At 39.1% G+C, this 26,393-nt stretch carries 24 protein-coding genes; 10 read left to right on the plus strand and 14 right to left on the minus strand.

Translation table 11 applies throughout. The features are described from left to right. Window positions 1-870: 870 nt before the first annotated feature. Entirely contained in the window at window positions 871-1,116 is a 246-nt protein-coding gene (locus ALPR1_RS02405; protein WP_040302477.1) for a hypothetical protein, read from the plus strand. Window positions 1,117-1,198: 82 nt separating this feature from the next. Here the strand turns inward: ALPR1_RS02405 and ALPR1_RS02410 are convergent, their stop codons facing one another. From ALPR1_RS02410 to ALPR1_RS02435, 6 genes are all read right to left on the minus strand, one after another. Then, window positions 1,199-1,954, minus strand: coding sequence for a LytR/AlgR family response regulator transcription factor (locus ALPR1_RS02410; protein WP_008198173.1), 756 nt, complete (start codon window positions 1,952-1,954; stop codon window positions 1,199-1,201). 129 nt (window positions 1,955-2,083) lie between these two features. Next, window positions 2,084-2,818, minus strand: a complete 735-nt coding sequence (locus ALPR1_RS02415) for a LytR/AlgR family response regulator transcription factor (protein WP_008198174.1) — start codon at window positions 2,816-2,818, stop codon at window positions 2,084-2,086. An 18-nt stretch (window positions 2,819-2,836) separates the two neighbouring features. After that, window positions 2,837-3,889, minus strand: coding sequence for a sensor histidine kinase (locus ALPR1_RS02420; RefSeq protein WP_008198175.1), 1,053 nt, complete (start codon window positions 3,887-3,889; stop codon window positions 2,837-2,839). Between the two features lie 83 nt (window positions 3,890-3,972). Beyond that, a complete protein-coding gene (gene uvrA / locus ALPR1_RS02425; RefSeq protein WP_008198176.1) occupies window positions 3,973-6,801 on the minus strand; it encodes an excinuclease ABC subunit UvrA in 2,829 nt (942 codons plus the stop codon). Between the two features lie 211 nt (window positions 6,802-7,012). Further along, complete coding sequence (locus tag ALPR1_RS02430) at window positions 7,013-7,954, minus strand: lytic transglycosylase domain-containing protein (RefSeq protein WP_008198177.1); 942 nt, start codon at window positions 7,952-7,954, stop codon at window positions 7,013-7,015. Continuing rightward, window positions 7,954-8,676: an LOG family protein gene (locus ALPR1_RS02435; RefSeq protein ID WP_040303161.1), complete on the minus strand. Its 723-nt coding sequence runs from the start codon at window positions 8,674-8,676 to the stop codon at window positions 7,954-7,956. Before ALPR1_RS02435 ends, ALPR1_RS02430 begins: the two co-directional genes overlap by 1 nt. A gap of 175 nt (window positions 8,677-8,851) precedes the next feature. Here ALPR1_RS02435 and ALPR1_RS02440 point away from each other — a divergent pair, with 175 nt between their 5' ends. The 4 genes from ALPR1_RS02440 to ALPR1_RS02455 are packed head-to-tail and all read left to right on the plus strand — an operon-like array spanning window position 8,852 to window position 11,004. Beyond that, entirely contained in the window at window positions 8,852-9,451 is a 600-nt protein-coding gene (locus ALPR1_RS02440; RefSeq protein WP_008198180.1) for a YkgJ family cysteine cluster protein, read from the plus strand. 60 nt (window positions 9,452-9,511) lie between these two features. Beyond that, a complete protein-coding gene (locus ALPR1_RS02445) occupies window positions 9,512-9,883 on the plus strand; it encodes a phage holin family protein (protein WP_008198181.1) in 372 nt (123 codons plus the stop codon). Continuing rightward, window positions 9,867-10,253 carry a hypothetical protein gene (locus ALPR1_RS02450; RefSeq protein WP_008198182.1) on the plus strand — a complete coding sequence of 129 codons (387 nt, stop codon included), beginning with the start codon at window positions 9,867-9,869 and terminating at the stop codon, window positions 10,251-10,253. The genes ALPR1_RS02445 and ALPR1_RS02450 overlap by 17 nt, the downstream gene beginning before the upstream one ends. Next, window positions 10,225-11,004: a phosphoglycerol geranylgeranyltransferase gene (locus ALPR1_RS02455; protein WP_040302479.1), complete on the plus strand. Its 780-nt coding sequence runs from the start codon at window positions 10,225-10,227 to the stop codon at window positions 11,002-11,004. Before ALPR1_RS02450 ends, ALPR1_RS02455 begins: the two co-directional genes overlap by 29 nt. Here ALPR1_RS02455 and ALPR1_RS02460 read toward each other — a convergent pair. From ALPR1_RS02460 to panC, 6 genes are all read right to left on the minus strand, one after another. Further along, window positions 10,990-11,916, minus strand: coding sequence for an AraC family transcriptional regulator (locus ALPR1_RS02460; protein ID WP_008198184.1), 927 nt, complete (start codon window positions 11,914-11,916; stop codon window positions 10,990-10,992). The two genes, ALPR1_RS02455 and ALPR1_RS02460, sit on opposite strands and share 15 nt — an antisense overlap. Window positions 11,917-12,056: 140 nt before the next feature. After that, window positions 12,057-13,196, minus strand: coding sequence for an acyl-CoA dehydrogenase (locus ALPR1_RS02465; protein ID WP_008198187.1), 1,140 nt, complete (start codon window positions 13,194-13,196; stop codon window positions 12,057-12,059). 95 nt (window positions 13,197-13,291) lie between these two features. Beyond that, complete coding sequence (locus ALPR1_RS02470) at window positions 13,292-13,978, minus strand: zinc metallopeptidase (protein WP_008198189.1); 687 nt, start codon at window positions 13,976-13,978, stop codon at window positions 13,292-13,294. A 29-nt stretch (window positions 13,979-14,007) separates the two neighbouring features. Next, the gene (locus tag ALPR1_RS02475; RefSeq protein WP_008198190.1) at window positions 14,008-15,012 is read right to left on the minus strand and encodes a lysylphosphatidylglycerol synthase transmembrane domain-containing protein; all 1,005 of its coding nucleotides are present in this window, start codon (window positions 15,010-15,012) and stop codon (window positions 14,008-14,010) included. Then, window positions 15,012-15,359, minus strand: coding sequence for an aspartate 1-decarboxylase (gene panD / locus ALPR1_RS02480; protein ID WP_008198192.1), 348 nt, complete (start codon window positions 15,357-15,359; stop codon window positions 15,012-15,014). The genes ALPR1_RS02475 and panD overlap by 1 nt, the downstream gene beginning before the upstream one ends. Window positions 15,360-15,380: 21 nt before the next feature. Next, the gene (gene panC, locus ALPR1_RS02485) at window positions 15,381-16,229 is read right to left on the minus strand and encodes a pantoate--beta-alanine ligase (protein ID WP_008198194.1); all 849 of its coding nucleotides are present in this window, start codon (window positions 16,227-16,229) and stop codon (window positions 15,381-15,383) included. 131 nt (window positions 16,230-16,360) lie between these two features. Here panC and ALPR1_RS02490 point away from each other — a divergent pair, with 131 nt between their 5' ends. From ALPR1_RS02490 to glmS, 3 genes are all read left to right on the plus strand, one after another. Continuing rightward, window positions 16,361-17,173 (plus strand): glycogen/starch synthase, encoded by an 813-nt coding sequence (locus ALPR1_RS02490; RefSeq protein ID WP_008198195.1) that lies wholly within the window; start codon window positions 16,361-16,363, stop codon window positions 17,171-17,173. Further along, complete coding sequence (locus tag ALPR1_RS02495; RefSeq protein WP_040302480.1) at window positions 17,133-18,518, plus strand: DUF4270 family protein; 1,386 nt, start codon at window positions 17,133-17,135, stop codon at window positions 18,516-18,518. Before ALPR1_RS02490 ends, ALPR1_RS02495 begins: the two co-directional genes overlap by 41 nt. A 119-nt stretch (window positions 18,519-18,637) precedes the next feature. Then, window positions 18,638-20,479, plus strand: a complete 1,842-nt coding sequence (gene glmS, locus ALPR1_RS02500; protein ID WP_008198197.1) for a glutamine--fructose-6-phosphate transaminase (isomerizing) — start codon at window positions 18,638-18,640, stop codon at window positions 20,477-20,479. A 32-nt stretch (window positions 20,480-20,511) separates the two neighbouring features. On the opposite strand, the gene ALPR1_RS02505 is transcribed toward glmS, so the two are convergent. After that, window positions 20,512-20,739 carry a Kazal-type serine protease inhibitor family protein gene (locus ALPR1_RS02505; RefSeq protein ID WP_008198198.1) on the minus strand — a complete coding sequence of 76 codons (228 nt, stop codon included), beginning with the start codon at window positions 20,737-20,739 and terminating at the stop codon, window positions 20,512-20,514. 1,121 nt (window positions 20,740-21,860) lie between these two features. Between ALPR1_RS02505 and prfA the strand changes: the two genes are divergently transcribed. Beyond that, window positions 21,861-22,937, plus strand: coding sequence for a peptide chain release factor 1 (prfA, locus tag ALPR1_RS02520; RefSeq protein WP_008198199.1), 1,077 nt, complete (start codon window positions 21,861-21,863; stop codon window positions 22,935-22,937). A gap of 86 nt (window positions 22,938-23,023) precedes the next feature. Next, window positions 23,024-23,554, plus strand: coding sequence for a GNAT family N-acetyltransferase (locus ALPR1_RS02525; RefSeq protein WP_008198200.1), 531 nt, complete (start codon window positions 23,024-23,026; stop codon window positions 23,552-23,554). 13 nt (window positions 23,555-23,567) lie between these two features. On the opposite strand, the gene ALPR1_RS02530 is transcribed toward ALPR1_RS02525, so the two are convergent. Beyond that, window positions 23,568-26,375, minus strand: coding sequence for a YCF48-related protein (locus tag ALPR1_RS02530; RefSeq protein WP_161599214.1), 2,808 nt, complete (start codon window positions 26,373-26,375; stop codon window positions 23,568-23,570). Window positions 26,376-26,393 lie beyond the last annotated feature (18 nt).

The raw sequence follows: 26,393 nt of genomic DNA on the forward strand, positions 1-26,393 counted from the left end.
ATAGGTAATTCTTGAATTGATTTTTTAAACTAGCCTAGTGTTTTTTCATCTCAAAGTTGGACACCAATGGCCAGCGAATTGATCCAATGATAGCTGGCTTTTTCATAGGTGTAAGAAAGAACTAAAGGTATCTTTATAGGTATAATATATCCTAATCTTAAACCAAAAACTTCTTGACCATGATCAGTAGTATTATACTGTAACACCTCCCCATTCCCGTCTATTTAAGTAGCCTCATTTCTTTCAAACCCTACCCGCCTATAGCGGAGTTGAGCCATAAAAGTATCTTTAGACTTGATTTGGATCGTTTTGGAAAGTCCGATCCCCATCCAATATCCATTTTGAAACCATTCTGAATAACATATTGAACAATCAAGCAATTTTTCATATCCAATTCCACCTAAGCCATCAAGTCCGATTTTTTTAACAATAGGAAATCGGTACTCAACTCCAAGCCCTACTCCGGCATCAGAAAATCCCCTTAATCTACTTTTTACTTGTTGATAGCTTAAGTTGACCTGAAATCGCTCTTAGTTGTAACCTGAAATTATAAGTCTATTTGTGAATATTTAGACTTCTATACTCCATGGAATAAATCAGTAAGGTTGTCATTTTACACCTTTTGAAGATCGATCCTAAAATTTAGCAACTCCTTTTATTTCCTAATTTCTGCTAATAAAAGGTTAAATCTTGCATTTGTCTGTAACCAAATTTTGTATTGTTTTTTGTCCGACCCTGACTTTTATGTGTACGGAAGTGGACAGGTGTAAACTGTGAAAAGTACCTCTAATGCGAAATCAGGCTGTTTTTTCAGTTTGGGTCACTTTTTGGCATATACCTATCACGAATTTAAACCAATTATTTACTGCCATGATAGCTACATACTTATCCCAAAAAAACATTTGTGCTGTACTTGGCTTACTAATGGCTTTCACCATTGTTTGGAAGGCCAAAACAGAAGCAAGTTCTTACACACAAGATCATACTGCCCGATTTGAAACTACTAAACCAACGAAGTCTATCGGACAAAGCGAAGGTGTATATCACCTTAATCAAAAAACAATAAAGCCTGAAATCTCAAGCGAAATGCTGGAACTCAGGCCTGTAAAATCTTAAAGATAATTACTCGTAAGGGTTAATTTGGTTGATTGTTTGGTTATTCAAAAGAGGTGGGTTTTGCCCACCTCTTTTGTTTTGATCAACTCTCTGTAATGGTGTTCAGTTTCGCTAAGAAACTGTTATAATATTGTCGACCTACTTGGACGATAGCCCCACCTTTGAGGGTGATTTCTTTGGTGGTGAAGTGTTCTATCTGTCCAAGATGGACAATGTAAGATTTCTGTACTCTTAGGAAAATATGGGATGGAAGGATTTCTTCGATTTCCTTCATGGACTTACGGATGCTATAATCCCGGTTTTTGGTATAAATAGTCACCATATTACCATTCGCTTCTACATAGTAAATGTCCTCATAAGGTACTTTCTCAAATGCATTGTCTGCCTTGATAAATACCGCGTCTGTTACTAGGTATGGGCTGTCAGTAGTGTTATTAACGACTGCTGTATCTGTACTTGGTTTTGTCCTTTTATTATAAAGAACAATCTCCACGATCGCATGGATATCATTGGTGTTGAATGGCTTCACAATGAACCCTGCTGGGTTTATTCTCTTAGCTCTCTCGATAATGGTAGGGTCGCTGTAAGAAGTAACATAAACTAATGGCGCATCTACCATTTGCTTCACAATCTCCCCGAGTTCAATTCCATCTTTATCTCCTTTGAGTTTGATATCCATGAAAATCAAATCCGGTCTGAATTTCTTGATTACTTTGATACACTGATTGGCCGAGTTGGCTATATCAATATTTGTGTACCCTAGGAGTTCAAGAATTTCCTGGATGTTTTCAGCGATGCTTAATTCATCTTCGACTATTAATATCCGCTCTTCTCTCATAAGTAGCTTTAGGCAATCATTAAAGGTTTGACAAGCTCCAGTTTAAATCTAGAACTTTAGTATACACTAATTACAGAATTTAATTCTGGAAATCAAATGCTTTTTAATGGATACGAAATATTTTAATCCTTAAAGACTCATCATTTCCTTAAATCTAGCAGCTTGTCTTCTGCTGACTTCTATCCTATCTCCACCTTTAAGAGTCACTACAAGACCACCATTAAACCAGGGTTCTATACCTTCAACCCAACCTAAATTGATAATGTGTTTTCTACTTGCTCTAAAGAATGATTTCTCGTCCAATCGCTCGTCCAAAGCATTTAAGGATTTATGGATCATAGGCTTAAAGTTGTCAAAATAAACCTTAATGTAATTACCATCAGATTCAAATAACCTCACATTAGAGAGCCTTACAAACCAGCAGCGATCCCCGTCTTTGACAAATACTTGATCTTGCAGGGTTAATTTTTTTTGATTGACAGGAAATTCTTCCTCTTCCTTTTTAGCAGACCCATCAATTTTGGCAGTGAGTTTTGTAATCGCCTCCTCTAATCTCTTTGGCTCAATTGGTTTTAATAAATAATCCAAAGCATTTACTTGGAATGCTTTTAGGGCGTATTCATCATAGGCTGTGGTGAAAATCACGTGAGGAACATTGTCCAGTTCTTCAAGTAATTCAAAACCTGTCTTTTCTGGCATTTGAATATCAAGGAATATGACATCCGGGCTTAGCTGATCAATTTTCTCTTTTGCATCGTCCACATTCACTGCTTCTCCTACAACTTCAACACTTTCCAATTGATTTAAAAGGGTGATTAGCTCCTTTCGAGCTAGTCTTTCATCATCTATTACAATCGCTCGCATTTTTATATATGGATTTTGTTATTCTAAGTTAACTCTGTTCTTAGGAATTTTTATTTCAGTGATCACATACTGTGTCCCAGAGTTAAAGATACGTAAAGTGCCTTTATCTCCATAAATAAGTTTTAACCTTTGTTGGGTGTTACTAAGGCCATGTCCTCCTTCACCTTTGGGCTGAAGGCTTGGTTGGGACAACAATCGACCACTGTTTTTGACTTGGATGTATAAATCATCATCTACTCCTTCTCTACATTTGATCTCTATGATTCCCCCTTTGAGGAGGTTAGAAATACCATGTTTGATGGCATTCTCGACAATTGTCTGAAGCATCATAGGAGGTATTTTATAACTATAGGCCTCATCTTCTATGATGTAAGAAACCTGTAGCCTTTCTTCAAAACGAATGGATTCTAGAGCAAGATAGTCTTTGACAGTATTCATCTCATCATTGAATTCAATGACCTGCTTTTTGTCCATCATTAAGGAAAAACGAAGAATATTAGAAACTCTGGTAATTGCAGATTTTGCTTTGGCAGGATCCTCATCTACTAGAGCACGAACGCTATTGAGCGCATTGAAAATAAAGTGAGGATTCAATTGACTTTTGAGGTGATTTAGCCTGATCTCGTTGATTTTAGCCTCGTATTTTAATGAAGTGTTATAGTTGTCCAGGAAATGAAATAGAAAATAAGACAGGAACCAGATGGCATAAAACAGGAAACTCAGGAATAAGTTGGCGAAAATCACCAAAAACTTAAAGTCTTCCTCCGGGTTCAATGTGCCAAAGGCAATATTAATAAAGACTTGGGCAATGGTATTGATAAGGCTGAGCGCCAAAAGGGCTATTAATGCCTGAAGAAGTAATTGGGGGATTTCTAATTTAAACCATCCATAGCTTTTGACTATAAATCTTAAGAAATGGGTGGAAATCAGGTAAAAAGCCGACAAGACCACAAATGCCCAAATCTGCACTGGAGATAGACCTCTGGAAAGCTCTGCAAAGAAAATATTGACAAAGGCAAAGAAGCCCCAACCCAATATTTGTAATATCCAATATAGACTGAATCTGTTCATTCAATGCCAAAGATAGCTATCAACAATAATTGATATTCTTTAATGTGATAAATGGAATAAAGCCTTGATTATGATACAGATCGTTAGTTTAACTCCAACCGAAGGAATTTGGCAGTATGGCTCTCTTGGTTCTTGGCTACTTTTTCTGGGCTGCCTTGATCGACAATATTTCCACCTTTATTTCCTCCTTCTAAGCCAAGGTCTACAATATAATCGGCCATTTTCACGACGTCCATGTTATGCTCAATGATCAGGACTGTATTGCCTTTGTCTACCAATCGATTCAATACCAACATCAATAAATCAATGTCCTGAAAGTGTAATCCGGTAGTAGGCTCATCAAGGATATAAAACGTCTTCCCAGTATCTTTTTTAGATAGCTCGGTTGCGAGTTTTACACGTTGAGCTTCTCCCCCTGAAAGTGTAGTGGCATGTTGACCTAAAGTGATATAACCAAGGCCAACGTCGTTTAAGGTTTTGATCTTCCTAAGAATCTTGGGTTGATTTTCAAAGAAATCTACCGCCTGCTCCACAGTCATATCCAATACATCTGCGATAGATTTACCTTTGAAGCGTACCTCCAAGGTTTCTCTGTTGTATCGTTTCCCTTTACAGGTTTCGCAAGGAATATGTACATCAGGCAAGAAGTCCATCTCGATCAATTTCATTCCCGCTCCCTCGCAATCCTCGCATCTTCCTCCTTTTACATTGAAAGAAAAGCGACCGGGTTTATATCCCCTGATTTTGGCTTCAGGAAGTTCTGTAAATAATGTTCTGATATCTGAAAAAACACCCGTATAGGTGGCAGGGTTAGATCTAGGGGTTCTGCCTATAGGAGATTGATCCACTTCGATTACTTTGTCCAATTCTTTCAGCCCATCGATACTCTTAAAAGGCATAGGTTCCTTTTTTGATCGATAAAATTCACGATTCAAGATGGGATAAAGGGTTTCGTGTATCAAGGTACTTTTACCGCTTCCTGACACTCCTGTGATACAAATCATAGTGCCCAGAGGTAATGTGAGGTTTACGTTTTTGAGGTTATTCCCCGAAGCCCCCTTAAGAACCAAGTTCTTTTCTTTGCCTTTTCTTCTAGTGCTTGGGACAGGCATACCTATTTCTCCACGCAAATAACTAGCAGTGGTGCCATTGGATTTCAAGATTTGCTCAGGTGTGCCAGCTGCCACCACATGACCTCCATGTCTACCTGCGCCAGGCCCCATGTCTAGCACATAGTCAGACTCTAACATCATATCTCGGTCATGTTCTACAACCAAGACAGAATTGCCCAAGTCTCTTAGGCTTTGCAAGGCTTTGATCAATTTCACATTATCTCGCTGGTGCAATCCAATGCTAGGCTCATCCAAAATATATAAAACCCCCACTAGTTGGGTCCCTATCTGTGTGGCAAGTCTGATTCTTTGGGCTTCTCCACCAGAAAGCGTTCGTAAGGGGCGGTTTAAGGTTAAATAGTCAAGGCCAATGTCCAAAAGGAAACCTATTCGCTTACGTATTTCCTTCAGCACTTCTGCGGCAATAATATTTTGTTTGTCAGTAAGTCGACTTTCTATCCCTTCAAACCATTCTCCTAAAGCTCTGATGTCCATCTGAGCCAACTGACCAATATGCTTATTGTCTATCAAAAAATGGAGAGATTCTTTTTTAAGACGATATCCGTCACAATCTGGGCAGACTTGCGTGGTTGTAAATTCACTTACCCATTCCTGAATTTTATCTGAACTACCTTCTTGATATTTAGTGAGGAAATTGATGATCCCTTCAAAAGTAGTGTGCCATTTAGTTCCCGGATGTTTGATCGAATCGACAGCAACCTCTATTTTATCTCCATGTAATAGTATATCAATTACTTCCTCAGGAAGGTTTTTAATAGGAGTGCTTATGGAGCACTTATAATGTTTGAGAATAGCCTCTATCTTTTTGAAGATCCAAATGTTTCTGTATTCTCCAAGTGGAGCAATTCCTCCTCGGGTAATACTTAACTCTGGATCAGGAATGATGCTTTCCCTAGTGATTTCTTCTGTGATTCCTAAGCCGTTGCAGGTTTGACAAGCACCATAAGGACTATTAAAAGAAAAGTTGTTTGGAGCAGGTTCATCGTAAGAAAGGCCAGTTTCTGGATCCATCAAGTATTTGGAAAAATGATGGATTTCACCTTCTTCATCTCTAATCATTATGACGCCTTTTCCATGCTGAAGAGCAGATTTTAAGGATTGTGTAATCCTAAAACGATCTGATTCGTCTGCGACAATCCTGTCTATGACGATTTCGATGTCGTGTATTTTGTATCGGTCCACCTGCATTTTAGGTACCATCTCCAGAACCACTCCATCCACTCTTACTTTTGAGAAGCCCATTTTTCGGATTTGCTCAAAAAGCTCCCGATAATGCCCCTTTCTACCTTTGACTACAGGAGCAAGTATGTAGAGTTTTTTATCCGAAAACTTGGCAAAAAGCTGATCAATGATCTGATCTTCTGTCTGCCTTATCATTTTAGCCCCTGTCATATAGGAAAATGCTTCACCGGCTCTTGCATACATCAAGCGCATGAAATCATAAATCTCGGTGACGGTTCCTACTGTTGATCTTGGGTTTTTGGAAGTCGTTTTTTGCTCAATCGCGATGACTGGAGAAAGTCCATTGATTTTATCAACGTCAGGTCGCTCCATTCCCCCCAAAAATGATCTTGCGTAGGCAGAAAAAGACTCCATGTAGCGTCTTTGGCCTTCCGCATAGATTGTATCAAAAGCGAGAGAACTCTTTCCACTCCCACTCAGGCCTGTCACTACCACAAGTTTATTTCGTGGTATTTTCAGGTCTAGGTTTTGAAGGTTATGCTCGCGCGCACCAAAAATTTCAATAAATTCTTCCTGATGAGAAGTAGGCTGACTCATAAATCATTAGGCAAATTCAATCGGCAAAGGTATGAAATTTAGAGGGTAAGAGGTAGGTGAATTCCAAAATGGATTCAATGTTTATTCAAAACCGAAAGAAATATGACAATTACCCTCTCATATTTTTCAATTTAGAATTTTTTCAATCCTAAAACCTTCTGAAAAACCATAGAACTCTTGAATTGTTCATGGATTCAAAGCACTTCCCAATTTATTGAGGAAGTACTATTTGGTATGACTTACCTCTTTTCACATTAAGGTCCCTATCTCTCAGCCAAGGATTGTATAATTTTAGCTCCTTATAGCTACTGCCATTTTGTTTTGCCCAAGCGGCCAGGTTTTTAATATCATCATCCACTTCTATGGTTTTAAGTGGAGGGTTTTGATAAAAATCACTCTCTTTCAGGTGAAAGCCAAAGGCTCCGGGATTTTCAAAAATGACTTTAAAAGCTAAAATCCGAAACATGTATCTGCTTGTTTCATCATTGAGGTATAAGTCGTAGTAATTGTCAATTAATTGCTCGGATTGTCTTCTGCTAAAACCAGTTTGACCCATATTGTAACTTGCTGCAACTGCAGTCCAGTCTCCGAATTTTGCATGAGATTTATTCAGGTATTTGGTAGCTGCCAAAGTAGCTTTCTGCAGGTGATACCTTTCATCGACGTCCTTGGAGACTTCTAACCCATATTCCTTTCCGGTAGAGGATAGAAATTGCCAAAAACCCTTTGCTCCTGCAGGAGAGGCAACATTCATTAAAGCAGACTCAGCCATAGCTAAGTATTTGAAATCATCAGGAACCCCATTTGCTTTCAGGATTTCCTCTATTTCTGGGATGAACTTTGACGAACGCTTCATAAGGAGAATCATATTGGATTGCCAATAGGCATTCACATATATTTCACGCTCCAGTCGCTCTTTGACATCCGCTATTTCTAACGGGACTTTTTCTCCTGCAAAAGTCAATTCTGCGGGTATATCAAATAACATGACCGAATCTCTCGAGGGTCTAGGCATGCTCTGAAGCATTTCCTCACCAGCCACTGGATTGGCTAATGGGGAACTTGTTGATGGAGATTTGAAAATCGCATAAGCGGACATCCCAATACTCAAAATCAAAAGAAAATAAATAAGATAAAAATGGGTGTTCTTCATTAGAAATTAGGGCTAAGCAAGTATTTGCTGTAGAATTCATCAATAACTTTTACGGCTTCTGTTGCATCTTCTACGATACAAAAAAGGTCTAAGTCTGTCTCACTAATATATTGGTGTTCCAAAAGCGTGTTTTTAATCCAATCCAGCAAACCTGTCCAATAATCTTTTCCTACTAAGACAATCGGGAATCGGCCAATTTTATTGGTTTGAATTAAGGTAAGTGCTTCAAAAAACTCATCCATGGTACCGAATCCTCCCGGGAGGACGACAAATCCCTGAGAATATTTCACAAACATCACCTTTCTCACAAAGAAGTAATCAAAGGTCATGAGTTTATCCCTGTCAATGTAAATATTGTTGAATTGTTCGAAAGGCAGCTCAATGTTTAATCCAACAGATTTACCACCTTCCGAATGAGCTCCTTTGTTACCGGCTTCCATGATTCCTGGTCCACCACCGGTGATGACCCCGTAGCCATGCCTAACTAGCTTGGCAGCAATTTCTTCAGCAGTTTTATAATGTTTATGATCTCTTGCAGTTCTTGCCGACCCAAAGATGGATACACAAGGACCAATTTTCGCTAGTTTTTCAAAACCATCAACAAATTCAGCCATCACTCTAAAAATCACCCAGGAATCTGAGCTTTTTATCTCATTCCAATCTCTTTCTTTAAAAGCCTGTCGGATTCTTTCTTCCTGTTTTTGTTCTTCCTTATTGCTCATATCATTCTTCATTTACTTAAAGAAAACGATCTCTATTGAAAAAAGGATAGTTTCAGTATAGATATCTGGCTTTTTGATAATCTAAACAGCTGAAATTCAGCTGGAAAAATATAAATGGCACTAAGAGAATCTTATGTGAATCCTTTGTCTACCTTCGCAGGAAATTTACATAGGGATGAATCTAGCTGATAAGTCTCAGGCCGTTCTGAATTTATTCGGAGACCTTGAGGAGGAATCAAAATTATTTACCTCCAAAAGTGGCTTAGGCTGTCTGAATGGATGTGGTGCGTGTTGTTCCAAGCCTGAAGTTTCGGCGAGCGCATTAGAATTTTTACCTCTTGCTTTTGATTTATATAAGAAGGGGTTGGCTGAGTCCAGCTTAGAATTGTTAGATAAAGAAGGGGAGGGTGCTAGTTGCTTAATGTATAAGTCCCATTCTTTGGATGGGAAAATGGGCTTTTGTGGCAACTATTCCAACAGAGGGATGATCTGCAGACTTTTTGGAGCTTCCTATCGGAAGAATAAATATGGTCAGAAAGATATAATCACCTGTAAAATCCTGAAGGAAAATAAAGAGGAAGCATTTTTAAAGGCCAGTATCTCGATAAATGATGAATTGCCAATACCAAATGCCACTAAATATTACATGCATTTAGAGGAGATAGATGAAGCCTTATGTAGGCAGGTTCCCATTAATCTTGCTATTGGTAGAGCTTTAGAACTTGTGCTTAGGTTTAAGTTTTATGAAGAAGAAGAAATAGAGGTGCTCACCTAATTTTTTTGGTCCTACGATTTGAAGTATATTGTGATTCAAATTTGAACCAAATTTTACTATATGTTAAATATTGGAGATATAGTTCAGACAGTCAAAGGAATTGTTGAGACTAAAATCGATATTGTTAAGCATGACATTCAAGAAGAGTTTCTAGGAATTATTTCCAGACTATTGCTGCTTTTCTTTATGGCAGCAATCTGTTTACTAGTGCTTTTGTTTTTCAGCTTTTCACTTGCTTTCTATCTCAGTCAATTTACCAACACGCCTTTCATGGGCTTCTTGTTAGTAGGTCTGATTTACTTGGCAATTTTAGGCTTTCTTTACGTTAGTAGATATTCTAAAAGTATTCAGAGAAATATTCAAAGTGGTATGAAGGTATTCATTTTCAATGCCCGGAAGATTAAGAATAATAAAGATGAGCAAGGAACTTGAAGACAAAGCTGAGGAGTTAGAGCAAACGCTTTCAAAGCAGCTTGACTTATTAAAGAAGGATTCTGAACAATGGGTGAAAATAGGCGCAGTGGCTCTTGCCGGTGGCTTGATAGCCTTTGCGATTACCAGTAGAAAGAGTCGTAAAAAGAACCGGGATACTGAAAAAGCAATTGCAGTTCTGGAAAAAGAAGGCCTTTTGACTGAAGAGCTTGAGCATAAATTAAAAAGCTCGAATAAATCTGGAGGGTTTTGGCCTAGCTTAAGCCAAAGGTTAATGATTCTGGGACTAGCCATGGCCAAAGAAAAGCTATTGCCAAATTTATTTAGTAACCCCTCAGAGGATGCTGAAGAAATCGAAAAAGGTAAGTAAACTCCTCAAGGATCTGCACCAGTCGAAAAGTAAAGGTTTGGCTTGGTTAATAGATCCTGATAAATGGCAGGGAACCGATCATTTTCTAAAAAATTTCTCTTGGGTTCAAGAGTCAGGTTTAGATCTGATATTGATTGGGGGAAGCCATTTAGAAAAGAATAATTTTGATAAGGTAGTTTCTACTATTCGGCAACATACTGGTAAGATTCCGATTGTTATTTTCCCAGGATCTCAAATGCAGCTTTCGGAGGCTGCAGACGCTATTTTATTTTTATCTCTAATCTCAGGTAGAAATCCAGAGTTTTTGATTGGTCAGCAGGTAGCGGCAGCTCCCCTTGTAAATTCTATGGGGTTGGAAGTGCTGCCAACAGGCTATTTACTTGTTAATGATGGTGAGATTCACAGTGTTCATGCAGTAAGTCAAACCTTGCCCATCCCTAATTCTAAATCGAAGCTGGTAAAGGCCACCGCTTTGGCAGGTTACTTTTTGGGAATGAGGTATTTCTTTTTAGATGCTGGAAGCGGTGCTCAAAAGCCTGTTTCAAGTCAAGTGATCGAAACCCTCTCAAAAGCCATTTCATGCCCTTTGATTATTGGTGGAGGTATTGATTCTCAGGAAAAAGTAAGAGAAGCCTATGAAGCGGGAGCTGACTTAGTTGTGCTTGGTAATAGCATAGAAAAAGACCCCGACTTTTTAGCCGAGGTCTTAAATTTTAAGGCTTGGTATAATTCTACGTTAAACGTTAATTAAGGATTCTCTCCTTCTCATTTTACCAGCTGGTACTCCGTACATCATTTTAAAACGTCTACAGAAGTAAGCGGTATCTTTATAACCAACCTCTTTCCCGATATCCCGGATTGATTTCTTGGTTGTTCTCAAAAGCTCAACTGCAGCCTCCATTCTTTGATATTCTATGTAATCCTGAGGATTAATACCTGTTAGCATCTTGAAATATTGACCTACGTAGTCCTCGGAAACATTGGCAACTTTGGCTAGAATCTTATTTGAAAGGTCTCCGCCAAGGTTGGTCTTGATGTAATTGAACAGGTCTATTAATCTAGGATCTTTGAAGTAGGTAGAATTGGTGGACAATTCCTCAAGAAATAATCTATTTTTGAGAATATGTCTCAATAATTCGATGACCAATAATTCAGTTTGTGATTTTAAAGCGCGTTCTTTTCCAACATTGCTTTGCTCCATTTCCTTCATCAAATCTTCTATGATCGTAGCCAAACGATCGTTGAACCTAATGATGAAAGGAGGGATATCAAGAGAGTTGAAGAAATTAACAACATCAAACACTTTAGATTCAAAGCTGACCATAGAAATACAGTCATCTTCAGTGTTCTTAATCTCTCTGAAACTTAAACTTTGAAGGTGCTTTCGCTTGGATTCCGTAAACTGATCTAAGCTCATTTCGCTTTTTTTGGCGCTTCCGCCAAAAGTCAGAACAGTTTTCTGGCCTCCAGGTAAGAAAAGTACTTCGCCTTCGTTAACTAATTCTTGGTCTTCACCAAATTTCAAAGAACCATGATGAAGCAGGACTAGCGTATTTTCAGGTTCCTCGTAGTTAACTATTGTTGCAGGCTTTTCCACCTGATAATTATTGCCCTTTAAAAAGCGGACATTAATCGATTCAATAACTTTATTGTAGTATTCCATTAATTTTTTGAAGAAAAACCAAAAATCAAAAATATGATTTTTCTTACTTAATTACTAAAAAATTTGATAAATGGTTATAAAAAATAAAAAAAGGCGTAATTTCTTGTAATTATACCTGTTCAATAAAGCTTGAAACTGGATTATCTTAATAAACTTCTGGATATTACTATTTTTTGTATCTCTGAAGTGCCCTCGTAGATCTGAGTGATCTTAGCATCTCTCATTAATCTTTCTACGTGATACTCTTTGACATAGCCATAGCCTCCATGAACCTGAATCGCTTCTACTGTGACATCCATCGCAACTTGAGAAGCATATAATTTTGCTATCGCCGAAGCTTGAGAGTAATCTTCGCCTTGATCTTTGGTCCAAGCGGCTTTGTAGACTAACAGACGAGCCGCTTCAATTTGGGTTGCCATATCTGCAAGTTTAAATTGAATGGCTTGATGTTTACTGATGGGTTTGCCAAAAGCTTCGCGTTCTTTTGAATAAGCCAAAGCCAATTCATAGGCTCCTGCAGCAATTCCAAGAGCTTGAGCAGCAATGCCAATTCTGCCTCCATTAAGTGTTTCCATGGCATAAGTAAAACCAAAGCCTTCTTCTCCAATTCTATTTTCTACAGGAACTTTGACATCGGTAAACATGAGTGAATGGGTGTCAGAGCCTCGAATTCCTAGCTTATCTTCTTTTTTACCTACGACAAATCCATCCCACTCTCTTTCTACAATAAATACAGAAATTCCTTTATGGCCTAATTCCGGATGAGTTTGGGCAATGACCAAGTATATACTGGCAGAATTGCCATTGGTAATCCAATTTTTCGTACCATTTAAAATGTAATGATCTCCATTAAGTTTGGCCTCTGTTCGCTGGGAGGTGGCATCCGAACCAGCTTCTGGCTCCGATAAACAAAAAGCTCCTAAAACTTCTCCTGATGCCAAGGGTCTTAAGTATTTTTCTTTTTGGGCTTCGGTCCCATATTTTTCAAGTCCCCAGCAGACCAAAGAGTTATTGACAGACATGGCTACTGAAGCAGAAGCATCAATTTTGGACAGTTCCTCCATGGCTATCACATAGGATAAAGTATCCATTCCGCCGCCATTATTTTCAGGCTTGACCATCATTCCCAAAAATCCCAGTTCCCCCATTTTTTTGACCTGTTCTTTTGGGAAAATCCCATGGGTATCTCTTTCAATTACACCTGGTAAAAGCTCAGTTTGGGCAAATTCTCTGGCCGCTTCTTTTACTGCAAGATGCTCTTCTGTCAATTGAAAATCCATAAAATACTTGGTTTATTGTAACTATATGGAAGATATGGCAAAAAAAGAAGAGGGACAAAAGCTTGCCCCTCTTCTCAATTCTTATTTGATCTGTATCAATCTCTTCCTCCGAAAAACACCATGATATAGTATGCTAAAGTGGTGATAGAGGCTAATGCCGCAACCACATAAGTCATGGCAGCCCATTTAAGAGCATCTTTAGACATCTCATACTCACTAGGCGTTACGATGTTTCGGGTTTTTACCCATGCCAAAGCCCGGCTACTTGCATCAAATTCCACAGGAAGCGTAACGATGGTAAATAGTGTGATGACACTATAGGAACCAACCACAATGTAGCCTATAAAAGGAATGGGGAGTCCCAAAGCAAAACCTCCAAATAGGGAAGCGATCAAGACAATATTTAAAATCTTGCCAGCACTATGCTGAATTGGAACTAGGGTAGACCTCAGGTTTAACCAAGTGTAAGAAGTTGCATGCTGCACCGCGTGCCCACACTCGTGCGATGCAACTGCTGCAGAAGCTGCATTTCTACCATAATAAACATCTGGGCTCAAGTTGACTGTTCTGTTTGCTGGGTTGTAATGGTCTGTTAATTGACCTTCCACACAAACTACCTGAACATCTGAGATGTTATTATCTGCCAACATTAATTTGGCGATTTCAGCCCCTGACAGGTTTGCCTGCAAAGGAGTCTGAGAATATTTTTTGAATTTGCTTTTTAGCCTTGAACTGACCGCGAAACCGGCGATGGCAAAAAGGATTACAATGACAAAAATCATAGCTTTATTGTTTGCTTGTTGATAACGTATTAATGACTTTCAGGTTGTTTATAGGTCGGTAATTTCATCATGGTTAACCAACTTATTAAACCTAATACAATAACCAGAATTAACTGTGTTCCATGGATGATGGCTGCGAAAATTTTACCATCCACTTCTGATACTCCAAATTGGATCAAAATAAAGGCCACAAGTGCGTGAAAGGTACCAATTCCCCCTTGAACAGGCGCTACCATGCCAATACTTCCCATAACCATGACTAAAAGGACTTCTCCACTGGACAAATTGGCAGTGCTACTTATACCCAAAGATACAAGATACATGGTCATGAAATAAATGATCCAAAGCACAATTGATCCTATCCAAAAGCCCCATGGATTATCCATCTGGCCAATTCTTTTTAATCCTCCACCAATTTCCCGAAAGAAGTGTTGGATTTTATTAATGATACCATGATCAGAAAACCTTTTGAAGATTAACCTGAGAATTAGGATTAGCACTAATAATCCTCCAAAAACAATGGGCAAATTGGATTGTAAGCTTGCTAAAAGTGAATCTATATTCACTAATTGGCCTGCTAGCTCAATAAATAATTCGTTTTGTAAGATGAATGCTAGAAAAATGGTAGCAATAAGGCAAAGCAAATCTACACTTCGCTCTAAGATGACGGTGCCTAATAAATGTCCTAAAGAAACCCCATTCGTTCGCGTTAACACCCCGCATTTTGCAACTTCACCTGCTCGAGGAATAAGTAAGTTTACCAAGTACCCAACCATGGTGGCATGATAACCTCGGTTGGGAGTGACTTTCTTTCCTTCCACCTCATGAATCAATAAAGTCCATCTCCAGCCTCTTAAATAATAGCCAAAAAAGGAGATAAATATAGAAGCTCCAATCCATAACCAATTACTGGTTTTAATTTGCTGAATCAGGCTTTCAATGGCAATATCTTTATATAAAAACCAAAAAATCCAGACGGCTATCCCTAAGGAAATGGCCACCTGGATCCATTGTTTAAGCTTTTGATTGTTCATCAAATGATTTTGTTATTATCGTCTGGGAAGATAACGATAGGTTTATGTTGCTTGGCTTCCGACTGCTCCATGCCTGCATAAGAAATAATGATGACTACATCCCCAACTTGTGCCTTTCTTGCGGCTGGGCCATTTAAGCATATCTGTCCGCTACCTCTCTCGCCAGTAATCACATAGGTTTCTAATCGTTCCCCATTATTGATATTGACAATTTGAACTTTTTCATTCTCGATCAAATTGGCTGCATCCATTAAGTCTTCATCAATAGTTACGGAACCTACATAATGTAGTTCTGCCTGGGTTATTTTAACTCGATGGATTTTAGATTTTAATACTTGGATTTGCATTGCTTGAAATTTGCCGCAAAATTAAGGAATTATTGGAAGGTTATCTATTAATCTGATATTTCCAATATAAGAAGCTACACAGATACTGGAAGCTTTTGACTGTGCAATGGATTCAATGACTTGAAAATTATCTGGGTTGATAAGCTCAAAATACTCTAAATTGGCCAGTGGCTCATCCTCAAATTTTTGCTGAATTTGGTTTCGAACTGCCAACCAATCTTTACCAGCTAAAAGTTCATTTTTAGCAAGATTTAAACTTTCTATCAGGATTAAAGATGCATCTCTTTCTTCTTTACTAAGTCTCAAGTTTCTGGAGGACAATGCTAAGCCGTCTTCTTCCCTGCGAGTGGGCACAGTGATAATTTCTGTCTGAAAGGAAAGGTCTTTAACCATTCTTTTGATTACAGCCACCTGCTGTAAATCTTTCTGACCAAAGAAAGCCTGATGAGGTCGGATAATATTAAAAAGTTTAGAAACGATAATGCCTACCCCACTGAAATGTCCCGGTCTAAAAGCGCCTTCTAAAACAGATTCCAAGTCACCAAAATGCATGCTTAGAACTGGTTTTTCAGGGTACATACTTTGGGGATCGGGAAGGTAAACTACGTCCACATTTTCTTTCTCCAAAAGGGCTAAATCCTCCTTGATTAGGGATGGATAATTGTCAAAATCCTCTTGATTATTGAACTGAATGGGGTTTACGAAGATAGAAACTACTGTAATATCATTTGATTTCTTGGAGTTTCTAATCAGATCTAAATGCCCTTCATGTAAGGCGCCCATTGTAGGTACGAAACCGATGATTTTCTGGCTTTGGAGCGATTGGAGCCATATTTTTTGCCATTCTGCTCCCGTTTTTAAAACCTGCACGGAATAGGGGTATTTAATAGGTAAATAGCAGCAAAACTAGATTAATATTTAGAAAAACAAGGCTTATAAGGCTTTTTTTATTATCTTTGTGCCGTTGTTTATCACCATAATAACGATAAAATCCAAAGAGCATGTCTAAACTACGTATCCTCTACGTTGCAAGTGAAATCAACCCTTTTCTCCAAACTTCCGAAGTAGCCAATTTCCTAAGATCTCTTCCTCAAGCGATGCAAGAGAAAGGAATGGAAATTCGAATTTTGGTGCCAAGATTTGGTTTGATCAATGAAAGAAAAAACAGACTTCACGAAGTAGTTCGTCTTTCAGGAATCAATATTGCAGTGGGAGAAGAAGAAAAACCTTTAGTAATCAAAGTGGCTTCCATTCCGAATGCGAAATTGCAGGTCTACTTCATAGATAACGAGGATTACTTCCAGCGTAAGAGCGTGTTCCATGACAAGCAGCAGAAATTTTACGAAGATAACGACGAAAGAGCGATCTTCTTCTGTAAGGGAGTTATAGAGACTGTTAAGAAATTGGGTTGGGCTCCTGATATCGTGCATTGTAATGACTGGATGACCAGTTTAATTCCAATGTATTTGAAAACGACCTACAAAAACGAACCTTTATTTAAAGATACTAAATCTGTTTTTGCTATTTATAACAACGGATTTTCTCATACCTTTGGCGACGATTTGTTAAACAAGGTTAAGATGGTAGACATAGATGATACTATTTTAGCACCTTTGAAAAGCAAAGACTTTGAAGGCTTTATCAGCATGGGAATGCAGTATGCAGACATGGTGGTGAAAGGCGGAGAAGTGTCAGATAAATTGAACCAACTAATAGAGGATTTCTCAAAAGACAAGAAGTTTGAAATCAGCATCGAAGCAGAAGAACAGGCTCATGAAGAGCTCTACGGCATTTACACAACACTCGCCGGCTAAATTGGCCCTATGGGCCCTCTTGTCCATCATTTTAACTAATTCTTGCAGCGACCCTGCTACGGTGGGTATCGAACTTGCTCCGGGAAACAACCAGATTGGTACGTTTTTCGAAGAGTTTGAATTACCTGCTGAGGTTGTGTTAATCGATTCATTCAATACCACCAAGAGAGGTAATCTCGTGGTGGGTATTGAGCAAGATGATTACTTTGGCCGTACTGAAGCAACAGGATACACTCGTTTACACGTGGATGTAAATAAAGAGCGACCAACTCCTGAGGCATTTTTGGACTCCATGTTTTTTGACGTGAGAGTGATCAGTGTGGATGGGGAAAATTTGGATGAAGGAAAAACCTTAAATATTTATCGCTTAACTGAGCCTATTTTAGATACGGCTTACTATAGCTTTGATAAGTTAATGTTTGAGGAAAATCCTATCGCCACAGGAGAATTTACTTTTGGTGAAGTGAAAGACACCATTATTTCCTTACCTCTAAATGAAGAATTTCGTGAAGATTTCTTTGGGAAAATGAAGCGTGGGCTTGAGTTTCAAGACCTGTTTTTATTTAGAGATTATTTTCCTGGTGTAGCTTTTAAAGGAAAAGAAGGGGATAATACCACTCTTGGTATTGCTCTAAATACCGATACCAAAATCGCTACTTATTATCATTACCCGGGAGATACAGCGTCAACTTTATATGAAGTAAGTACTGCGGTTTCTACTGCAGCCTCCTCAAGATATTTTACTGGAATTGAAAGTGATAGAACAGGTACTCCAACTGCCGTTGTCACAGAGCCATCAGAAAATTATTCAACAGGCCCCAAAGTAGGCTTAAAAGCTGGCCTTGGCATGATGATCAAATTGGATACTAGTCCAATAGATAGCTTTCTCGACACCTTGCCTGGAGTAACGTTCAATCAGGTAAATATTATGATTGGAGAAGTGGATGAATACCCAGAAGGACAAACAGCCCCACAGAAACTATCGTTATATTTTACTGATGACTCCAATCAGTTTATAGAAAGTGGAACGTCCGTTTATTTTACGGTTCAGGCCGATGGCCAATCTCAGGTCTTTACCAATGAGGATGGTGATGAAGTGCCCAACGTTTCTGCTCCAGCAGCAATTAATTTTGATTCGGAAAAAGGTTCTTATAACCAATTGATAACTTCTTACTTGAATGCGGTTTATCGGGGTCAATTACTTCGAAAAGATTGGCTAGTTTATGGTGGTTTTGTAAGTAGTCCCATTGCTTCGGGCCAAGACCCTTTTAGACAATCTTTACGACAGTTTATAGTAGATAAAAATAAAATTAAACTTCAGGTAATCTATTCTAAGGTTAGATAAAGCCAGATTTATAAAATCAGATTTAGCCCACTTATTAAATTTTAATAAGTGGGCTATTTTTTTTGGCATGAAACCTGTTTCTTTACGGAAGTTCTAAAAAAGAAACAGAATTTTTAATTATGTGTGGAATTGTCGCGTATGTGGGCCAGCAGGAAGCTTTGCCTATCATCTTAAAAGGACTCCGAAGATTGGAATATAGAGGGTATGATAGCGCTGGAGTCGCTTTATTAAACGAAAAGGGTTTAGGAGTATATAAAAAGAAGGGAAAAGTCTCTGAATTGGAGAATTTTTTGAGTTCCAATGAAGGCCTAACTTCCAAAATTGGAATTGGCCACACTCGGTGGGCGACTCATGGAGAACCAAATGATGTCAATGCACATCCTCATTATTCTTCTTCTGAAAAATTGGCAATTATTCACAATGGGATAATTGAAAATTATGAAGTACTAAAAAAAGACTTAGAGAAAAGAGGCTATCAATTCCAAAGTGATACTGACACAGAGGTTTTTGTCAAGTTTATTGAGGATATCTACGTCAACAATGACTGTAGTCTGGAAGAAGCCCTAAGACTTGCTTTACATAAAGTAGTAGGTGCATATGCGATTGTTTTGATCAACAAAGAAGAACCTGATACCTTAATTGCCGCTAGAAAAGGATCTCCTTTAGTGATAGGAGTTGGAGAAGATGAGTATTTTTTAGCTTCTGATGCTACACCGATTATTGAGTATACTAATAAAGTGGTATATCTAGATGATTATGAGATTGCAGTGATCAGAAATAATAGGCTGCAAGTCAAAACTATTGAAAATATTGAGACCAGTCCTTATATCAATCAGCTTGAACTAGAGCTAGAGGCCATAGAAAAAGGTGGGTATGAGCATTTTATGCTCAAAGAAATTTACGAACAGCCAAAATCAATAGCTGATTGTCTTCGAGGTAGGCTAGATGCTAAATCAGGAAGATTGGTCTTAGGTGGATTGAGGGATTACATGAATAAATTCCAAAATGCAGAAAGGATTATCATTACTGCCTGTGGAACTTCCTGGCATGCCGGATTAGTAGCAGAGTACCTTTTTGAAGAATTTGCTAGAGTTCCTGTGGAAGTAGAATATGCTTCGGAGTTTCGATATAGGAATCCAGTGATCAATGAAAAAGACTTTTTGATAGCAATTTCCCAATCTGGTGAAACTGCAGATACCTTGGCTGCCATAGAGCTGGCGAAATCTAAAGGAGCCACCATTTTTGGAGTTTGTAATGTGGTAGGTTCTTCTATTCCGAGGGCAACGCATGCGGGTTCTTATACTCATGCTGGGCCGGAAATAGGTGTGGCTTCAACCAAAGCATTTACTGCTCAAATATCCGTTTTGGCAATGATGGCCTTGAAATTAGGATATCAAAGAGGAACGTTGACAGAAAGTAAATACGTTCAATTGCTACATGAATTGGCTTCGGTACCATCTAAAGTGGAAGAGGCATTGACTAGTAATGAAGCAATTAAATACATTGCTGAAGAATATAAGGATGTTAGAAACGCGCTTTACTTGGGAAGAGGGTATAATTTCCCGGTGGCACTAGAAGGTGCATTGAAATTGAAAGAAATTTCTTATATCCATGCGGAAGGGTATCCGGCAGCAGAAATGAAGCATGGACCCATTGCTTTGATTGATGAGGAAATGCCGGTGATTTTCATTGCTACTCAAGACAGCTCTTATGAGAAAGTGGTCAGCAATATTCAAGAAGTAAAAGCAAGAAAAGGGAAAGTGATCGCTGTAGTGACTAAAGGGGATACACAGGTGAAAAATATGGCAGACCATGTGATTGAAATACCTGCAATCCATGAAGCATTCGTGCCGCTGGTAGCAGTGGTGCCTCTACAATTGCTTTCCTATCACATTGCCGTTATGAGAGGCTGTAATGTAGATCAGCCTAGGAATCTGGCAAAGTCTGTTACGGTAGAATAAAATCAATAAGGCCACTTCAATTTGAAGTGGCCTTATTGATTACAAGCTCCCTCTGTCCAAGAAAGGAGTCCAGAGGTTTCTGCTACGCATGAATTCCCATATGTTTGACCATCACAGCCGCAGACAGGTTGGTATTCCATGGTGCATCCATCATTGCTAATTTTTTCTGGATCGATGCAGGTTTTTATTGGTTCTTCTTTTTCACAACTGCTTGCAGCTATCCAAACCAAGAGAAAGGTTGCTGTTTTTATATAGTTCATGATCTATGGACGAGACTTCTATGGTAAGCGCTACTAGTCTATGGATTATTACCTCGGGCGGTGGGTCACAGACCGAAATCTAATTCCAATTTATAAAGAGTTCTGTATTCGAGTTTACTAGGTAAAGGGTTTAGCTGGCGTTGTTTCTGAGTTTCTCGATCATGGTTTGTTCCTGACTGTCCGAAAGCTGTTCTCCACATCTCGTTGTCCTGCTTCTCTAGAAGCAGGACTATCCATTGTTCACCTTCATCTTGCTGGCGAAATGTTCTCGCCTCCAAATGACGATCCCGGGCCAGCGCTGGGGGATTCAAGGTTTTTATTTACCTGGCATTTCAGCCTTCCTTCCTCAGGCTTTCATACCAGGCTATAAAGCTTTGACCCCGATGGGGTCTGTCGATTAATCCTCACTTGGACTATTTGCCATTGGGTATATGAGGTTTTTGGTGTGCCGTCTGGACCGTTAAAAAAAATCGGCTAGCTCGCGAGCTTCGATTGAGATCCGCCGATTTTTAGGTAAAGACAAGCTCCAAAAATCAAATCGGTCGAAAATCGATTTGTTTTCTCATAATAAAGACAGATTTGAAGCATAGACGCTGGCAAGAGGTTTTGCCTGCCTGCCGGAAGGCAGGGGTACTTTTGCCTTTCAAAAGTACCAAGAAGATATTCCTGTTTCTATCTTGCTGGCGAAATGTTCTCGCCTCCGAATGATGATCCCGGGCCAGCGCTGGGGAAAATACTGCATCTTATTACCTAGGGTTGAAACCCTGGGCTAGGCTAAAAGCTTTGATCCCGAAGGGCTTTTCCAACTAGACGTCACTTGAACTAGTCGTGATTGATTGTTGGAGATTTTTTTGGTTGATTCGTGAGACAGGAGTCAGAGCGATTGGAGAATGTGGAAGATAATCATGAGTCACAAAAAATTATTAAATCTATCTGCTTTTACCTTAAGAAGGGCTTGGTAGTCTTTGAATTTTTATCATTATATGGATTATTTCCGCCTTCTAAAAAATTGGTACTACTAGTACTGTTGGAATGGGACGATTTAATAATTGTATTGGGTTAAGCTACTACTTCTGATTTTCGAGTAATAATCCCTATTTTTGCATCGCAAAAGTTTAATTATGCTGGATAAATTACAGGCCCTAAAGGAACGTTTTGAGGAAGTTGGGCAACTGATCATCCTGCCGGATAGTATGGCAGATATGAGTAAGTACGCAAAGCTGACGAAGGAATATAAGGATCTTGAAAAAATCGTAAGTGCTTACGATGAGTATAGCTTGGTATTGCAAAATATCACAAGCTCTAAGGAAATGCTCGACAAAGAGAAGGATCCCGAGTTCAGAGAAATGGCCAAATTGGAAATAGATGAGCTTCGAAGTAGAAAGGATGAATTGGAAGAAGAGCTCAAGCAGCTATTAATTCCTAAAGATCCCAATGATTCCAAAGATTGTATCCTGGAAATACGTGGTGGATCCGGTGGAGATGAGGCATCTATTTTTGCAGGAGACTTATTCAGAATGTACGAGAGGTTTTGTGAAATGCAGGGCTGGAAACTGACAGTTCTGGATTTAACATTTGGATCAGCAGGTGGATATAAAGAGATCATTGCTACCGTTTCTGGAGCAGATGTTTATGGTATGCTGAAATATGAGTCGGGAGTACATCGAGTGCAGCGGGTTCCCGCTACTGAATCCCAAGGAAGAGTTCATACTTCTGCAGCTTCTGTGGCAGTTTTACCCGAAATGGATGAAGTAGAGGTTCATCTTGATATGAATGATGTCAGAAAAGACACTTATTGTTCCTCTGGTCCAGGTGGACAGTCTGTCAATACCACCTATTCTGCTGTTCGTTTGACTCACAATCCTACTGGATTGGTAGTTACTTGTCAGGATGAAAAGTCTCAAATTAAAAACTTCGAAAAAGCCCTGAAAGTACTTCGGTCCAGATTGTATGAAATCGAACTGGCAAAACATAATGAATCAGTAGGTGCCCAAAGGAAATCCATGGTTGGAAGTGGAGATCGTTCTGATAAAATCAGAACCTATAATTATTCCCAATCTAGGGTGACTGACCATAGAATCAATAAAACGGTTTATAACCTACCTGATGTCATGGATGGACACATTGAGGAATTTATCTCCGCATTGAGACTGGCTGAGAACCTAGAAAAAATGCAAAACAGTGGTTTAGCAGAATAGGCAAGCTATTTGTCTGAATTATTTTTCGCAATTTTATACATTCTGAAATAAGCCTATTATCTTAAGGGATTAACCAAAGGACTTTTATGATCATCGCAGGAGAAAGAGCAATTAGTTTAGTGACTTGGAATGAGTCGCATTTTCATCAACTCTATCCTCTCGCTAATAATCCAAAAATTGCCATGAATTTAAAGGATAGCTTTCCGCAGCCTTATACGATTCATGATGCACGTTATTGGATTGAACACAATCAAAAATTTAATCCGCCTCAAAATTTCGCAATTGAGTTTGAAGGAAAGCTTGCTGGAGCCATTGGTTCAGATAGAGGGAGCGATGAACTTCGAACTAATATGGAATTGGGGTTTTGGATAGGAGAACCCTATTGGGGGAAAGGTATTGCCTGTGAGGCCGTAAAGCTTTATACCAAGTTCATTTTTGAAAAATTCGATATTCAGCGGATTTTTGCTCAGGTATATGATTTTAATGGGCAATCCATGAATGTTTTGGAAAAAGCAGGTTACATACCTGAAGCAATCTTAAAGAGAGCCTTTATTAAAAATGGAGTGATTGGAGATATTTTCCAATATGTAATCGTAAGAGGAGAAGACGGAAACTAACTTTTTCCCTTACTTACTTAACGATCACTTTTCTAATTTGAATTCCTTTTTTACCTTTTAAAACAACCATCCAAAGACCTTTGGGCATTTCTGTGAAATTCACTTCTCTTTGCCCTTCAAGTATCGTCTTTTGCATGACTTCTTGACCTAGCGCATTGACTAGATTAATCTCTTGATAGTGGGATAAATTCTCAGAGGATATAGTTATCGAACCCTGGCTTGGATTTGGAAAGATTTTGAGATTAATATCCGCAGCTGGTTCCAGCCCGGTAATAATATTTACATTAACCGCTATCTCCCTTGATTCTCCATCATTACATTGGTTTTGGGGCGTTACACTGATAGAAAAATCCCCTTCTACCAGCCATTCCACCTGTATTTTGGAGTTCCCCTGACCAGAAATAATTCTTCCTCCTTCGCCAATTTCCCATTGATAATCTACCTCTGAAACTTCTTCTACTTCATAGAAATATTCTCCAATTCCTACTTGAGCTTCCCCTATAATTGGACTTGGCTGCATTGGAGGAGCATTTACCAAAACCGGCATCACAATTTCTGAGGACTGTCCACAGCTATTTGCCAAAATTACTGAAAGAGACGTTTCACCTTTTTCTGCCCAAAGTACCTCAATTTCAGCTGTACCTTGTCCAGAAATAATTTCTCCACCTTCTACTGACCAAGTATAGTCGGTAGCCATTTCACTTTCAATCGTGTATGTTGATTGCTGATCTATGCAAACCGAACCTTGACCATCGATTTCCAAGTCACTTGAAGGTATTTTGGATACTAGGACTTCCAAAGCCGAAGTTTCTCCATTTCCACAAAAATTCTGTCTACTGACAAAAACCCCTTGTCTTCCTTCCTTGGTCCAGTTGATCTGTATGCTATTGGTGCCTTGCCCGGAAATGATTTCTCCTCCATCCACTCTCCATACAATTTGAGACCCTTCGCTTGAATCGTCTATAATTGAATAAGTACTTTCTCCCAAACAAACATTTTCGTTTCCTGAAATCTCGCTTATTCCAGATGGGGGCACGCAGTCATATTTTAAAATGGTCCCATCATCACCCACTGTAAAAGCCACTAAGGAATTACCCATGCTCACACCATATAAATCGCGTGTCGTACCACTATTTAGTTTAAACCAGTTTTCCCCTCCATCTTTGGTGAGAATGATATGCCCTCCTTTTCCCACTGCCATTCCCAAAAACTCATTCCAGAAATCTACATCTAACAAATCCGTGTCAAATGGCGTATTGATGGCTTTCCAGGTTTGGGCTTTATCCTCAGATTTTAAAATAGCCCCTTTGTTTCCTACTATTACAGCCGTATTGGAGTCTAGTTTTGCTAATGCATTTAAATTGCTTTCCGTTAATTTTGGAAGGTTTTCCCAGGTATTTCCTCCATTGGTCCAGCTAATTTGTCCATTATCTCCCATGGCAAAACCTACCTGAAAATCGTAATATGTGACATCATCTAAGTTTTCATTGGTATTGGTGACAATATCCGAATCCCAAGTTCCTCCTGAATCAAAAGATCTTGCGATATAACCATTGGTTCCAGTGACATACAGCACTGATGGAGCAAAAAGATACATTCCTGTAATGGTCTCAGGAGTTTGAGCTGGCACAGAAACCCAGGCACTTCCTGCATTGCCTGTTCTGAAAATTTGTCCATTTGCTCCAGCGGCATAGCCAAAACTTGTGTTCCAAAAATCCATGCCTTTTATATCCATTTCTACCGGTAAGGATCTGTTGACCACTGTTCTTGCGCCATTTGTGGTGATATAAAAGCTTCCTTTTTCACCTCCAATAAAGCCTCTGGCATCTGATTTAAATTCAGCTTCTCTGAAATTTGATCTTATTCCAGCTAAAAGAGTACTCCAAGTACTCCCAGCATTATTGGATCTTATGAGATAACCATCTTTTCCTACAGCAAATACCACATTTTGGTTCGGGGAAAAATTTAAACCATAAACATCTCTTGAATTCCCGTTGCCCAAATTGGCTTTGCCAAAGCTACTTCCTGAATTGGTAGACCTTAAGGCAACTGCCTCCCTACCCACTACGGTAACCAGGGCAGGGTTGATTGGGCTAATAGCAATGGAAGTCAATTCCGAATTGACCGTAGAATTAAGAGCTGCCCAATTCTCACCCCCATCTTCCGTCTTAATAATGATTCCATTGGCTCCAACGGCATAACCTATCTCTTCTGAGCTAAAAGCCAAACTGTTAAGATGAGTCGATGTACCAGTACTTAGTTTCTCCCAGCTTGTCCCTTTATCCTCACTTTTTAATATGCTTCCATTGTCTCCAGCTATATAAATGAGTTGCTCGTTGAGTACTGAAATAGACCTTAGATCATTTGTTATTCCAGAAGATATTTGGGTCCAATTTCCCCCCTGATCCTTAGAATGAAGTATTTTCCCCCCTTCAGCTACTGTTAAAAGGCTGTTTTCACTTATGAATTTTAGGTCGTAATAAGTAGAGGGAACCAAATTGCCTAAGGCTTCCCAGCTTTTACCCCCATCATTGGTTTTTATTAAGGTGCCTTGATTTCCCAACGCGATCCCCTGATTTTCATCCCAAAAGTCAATAGCTTGTATCCTATTAAAGTCAGGGGTTTGAATTTCTTCCCAAGTTATTCCTCCATCTTGGGTTCTTATCAATAAATTTTCACCTGCAGCAATGCCAGTTTCAGAGTTAATCCAATGAATAGCATGAAGGTCTAGGCCCCAGCTTTGCATTCTTTCCCAGCTTTGAGCAAATAGGGAATTGCCTGAAAGGAAAAGTAGTAAAAAGAAGCAAAAAAGCTTTCGCATAGCTAAAGGCATTGTTCA

The sequence above is a fragment of the Algoriphagus machipongonensis genome (assembly GCF_000166275.1).
Classification (GTDB): domain Bacteria; phylum Bacteroidota; class Bacteroidia; order Cytophagales; family Cyclobacteriaceae; genus Algoriphagus; species Algoriphagus machipongonensis.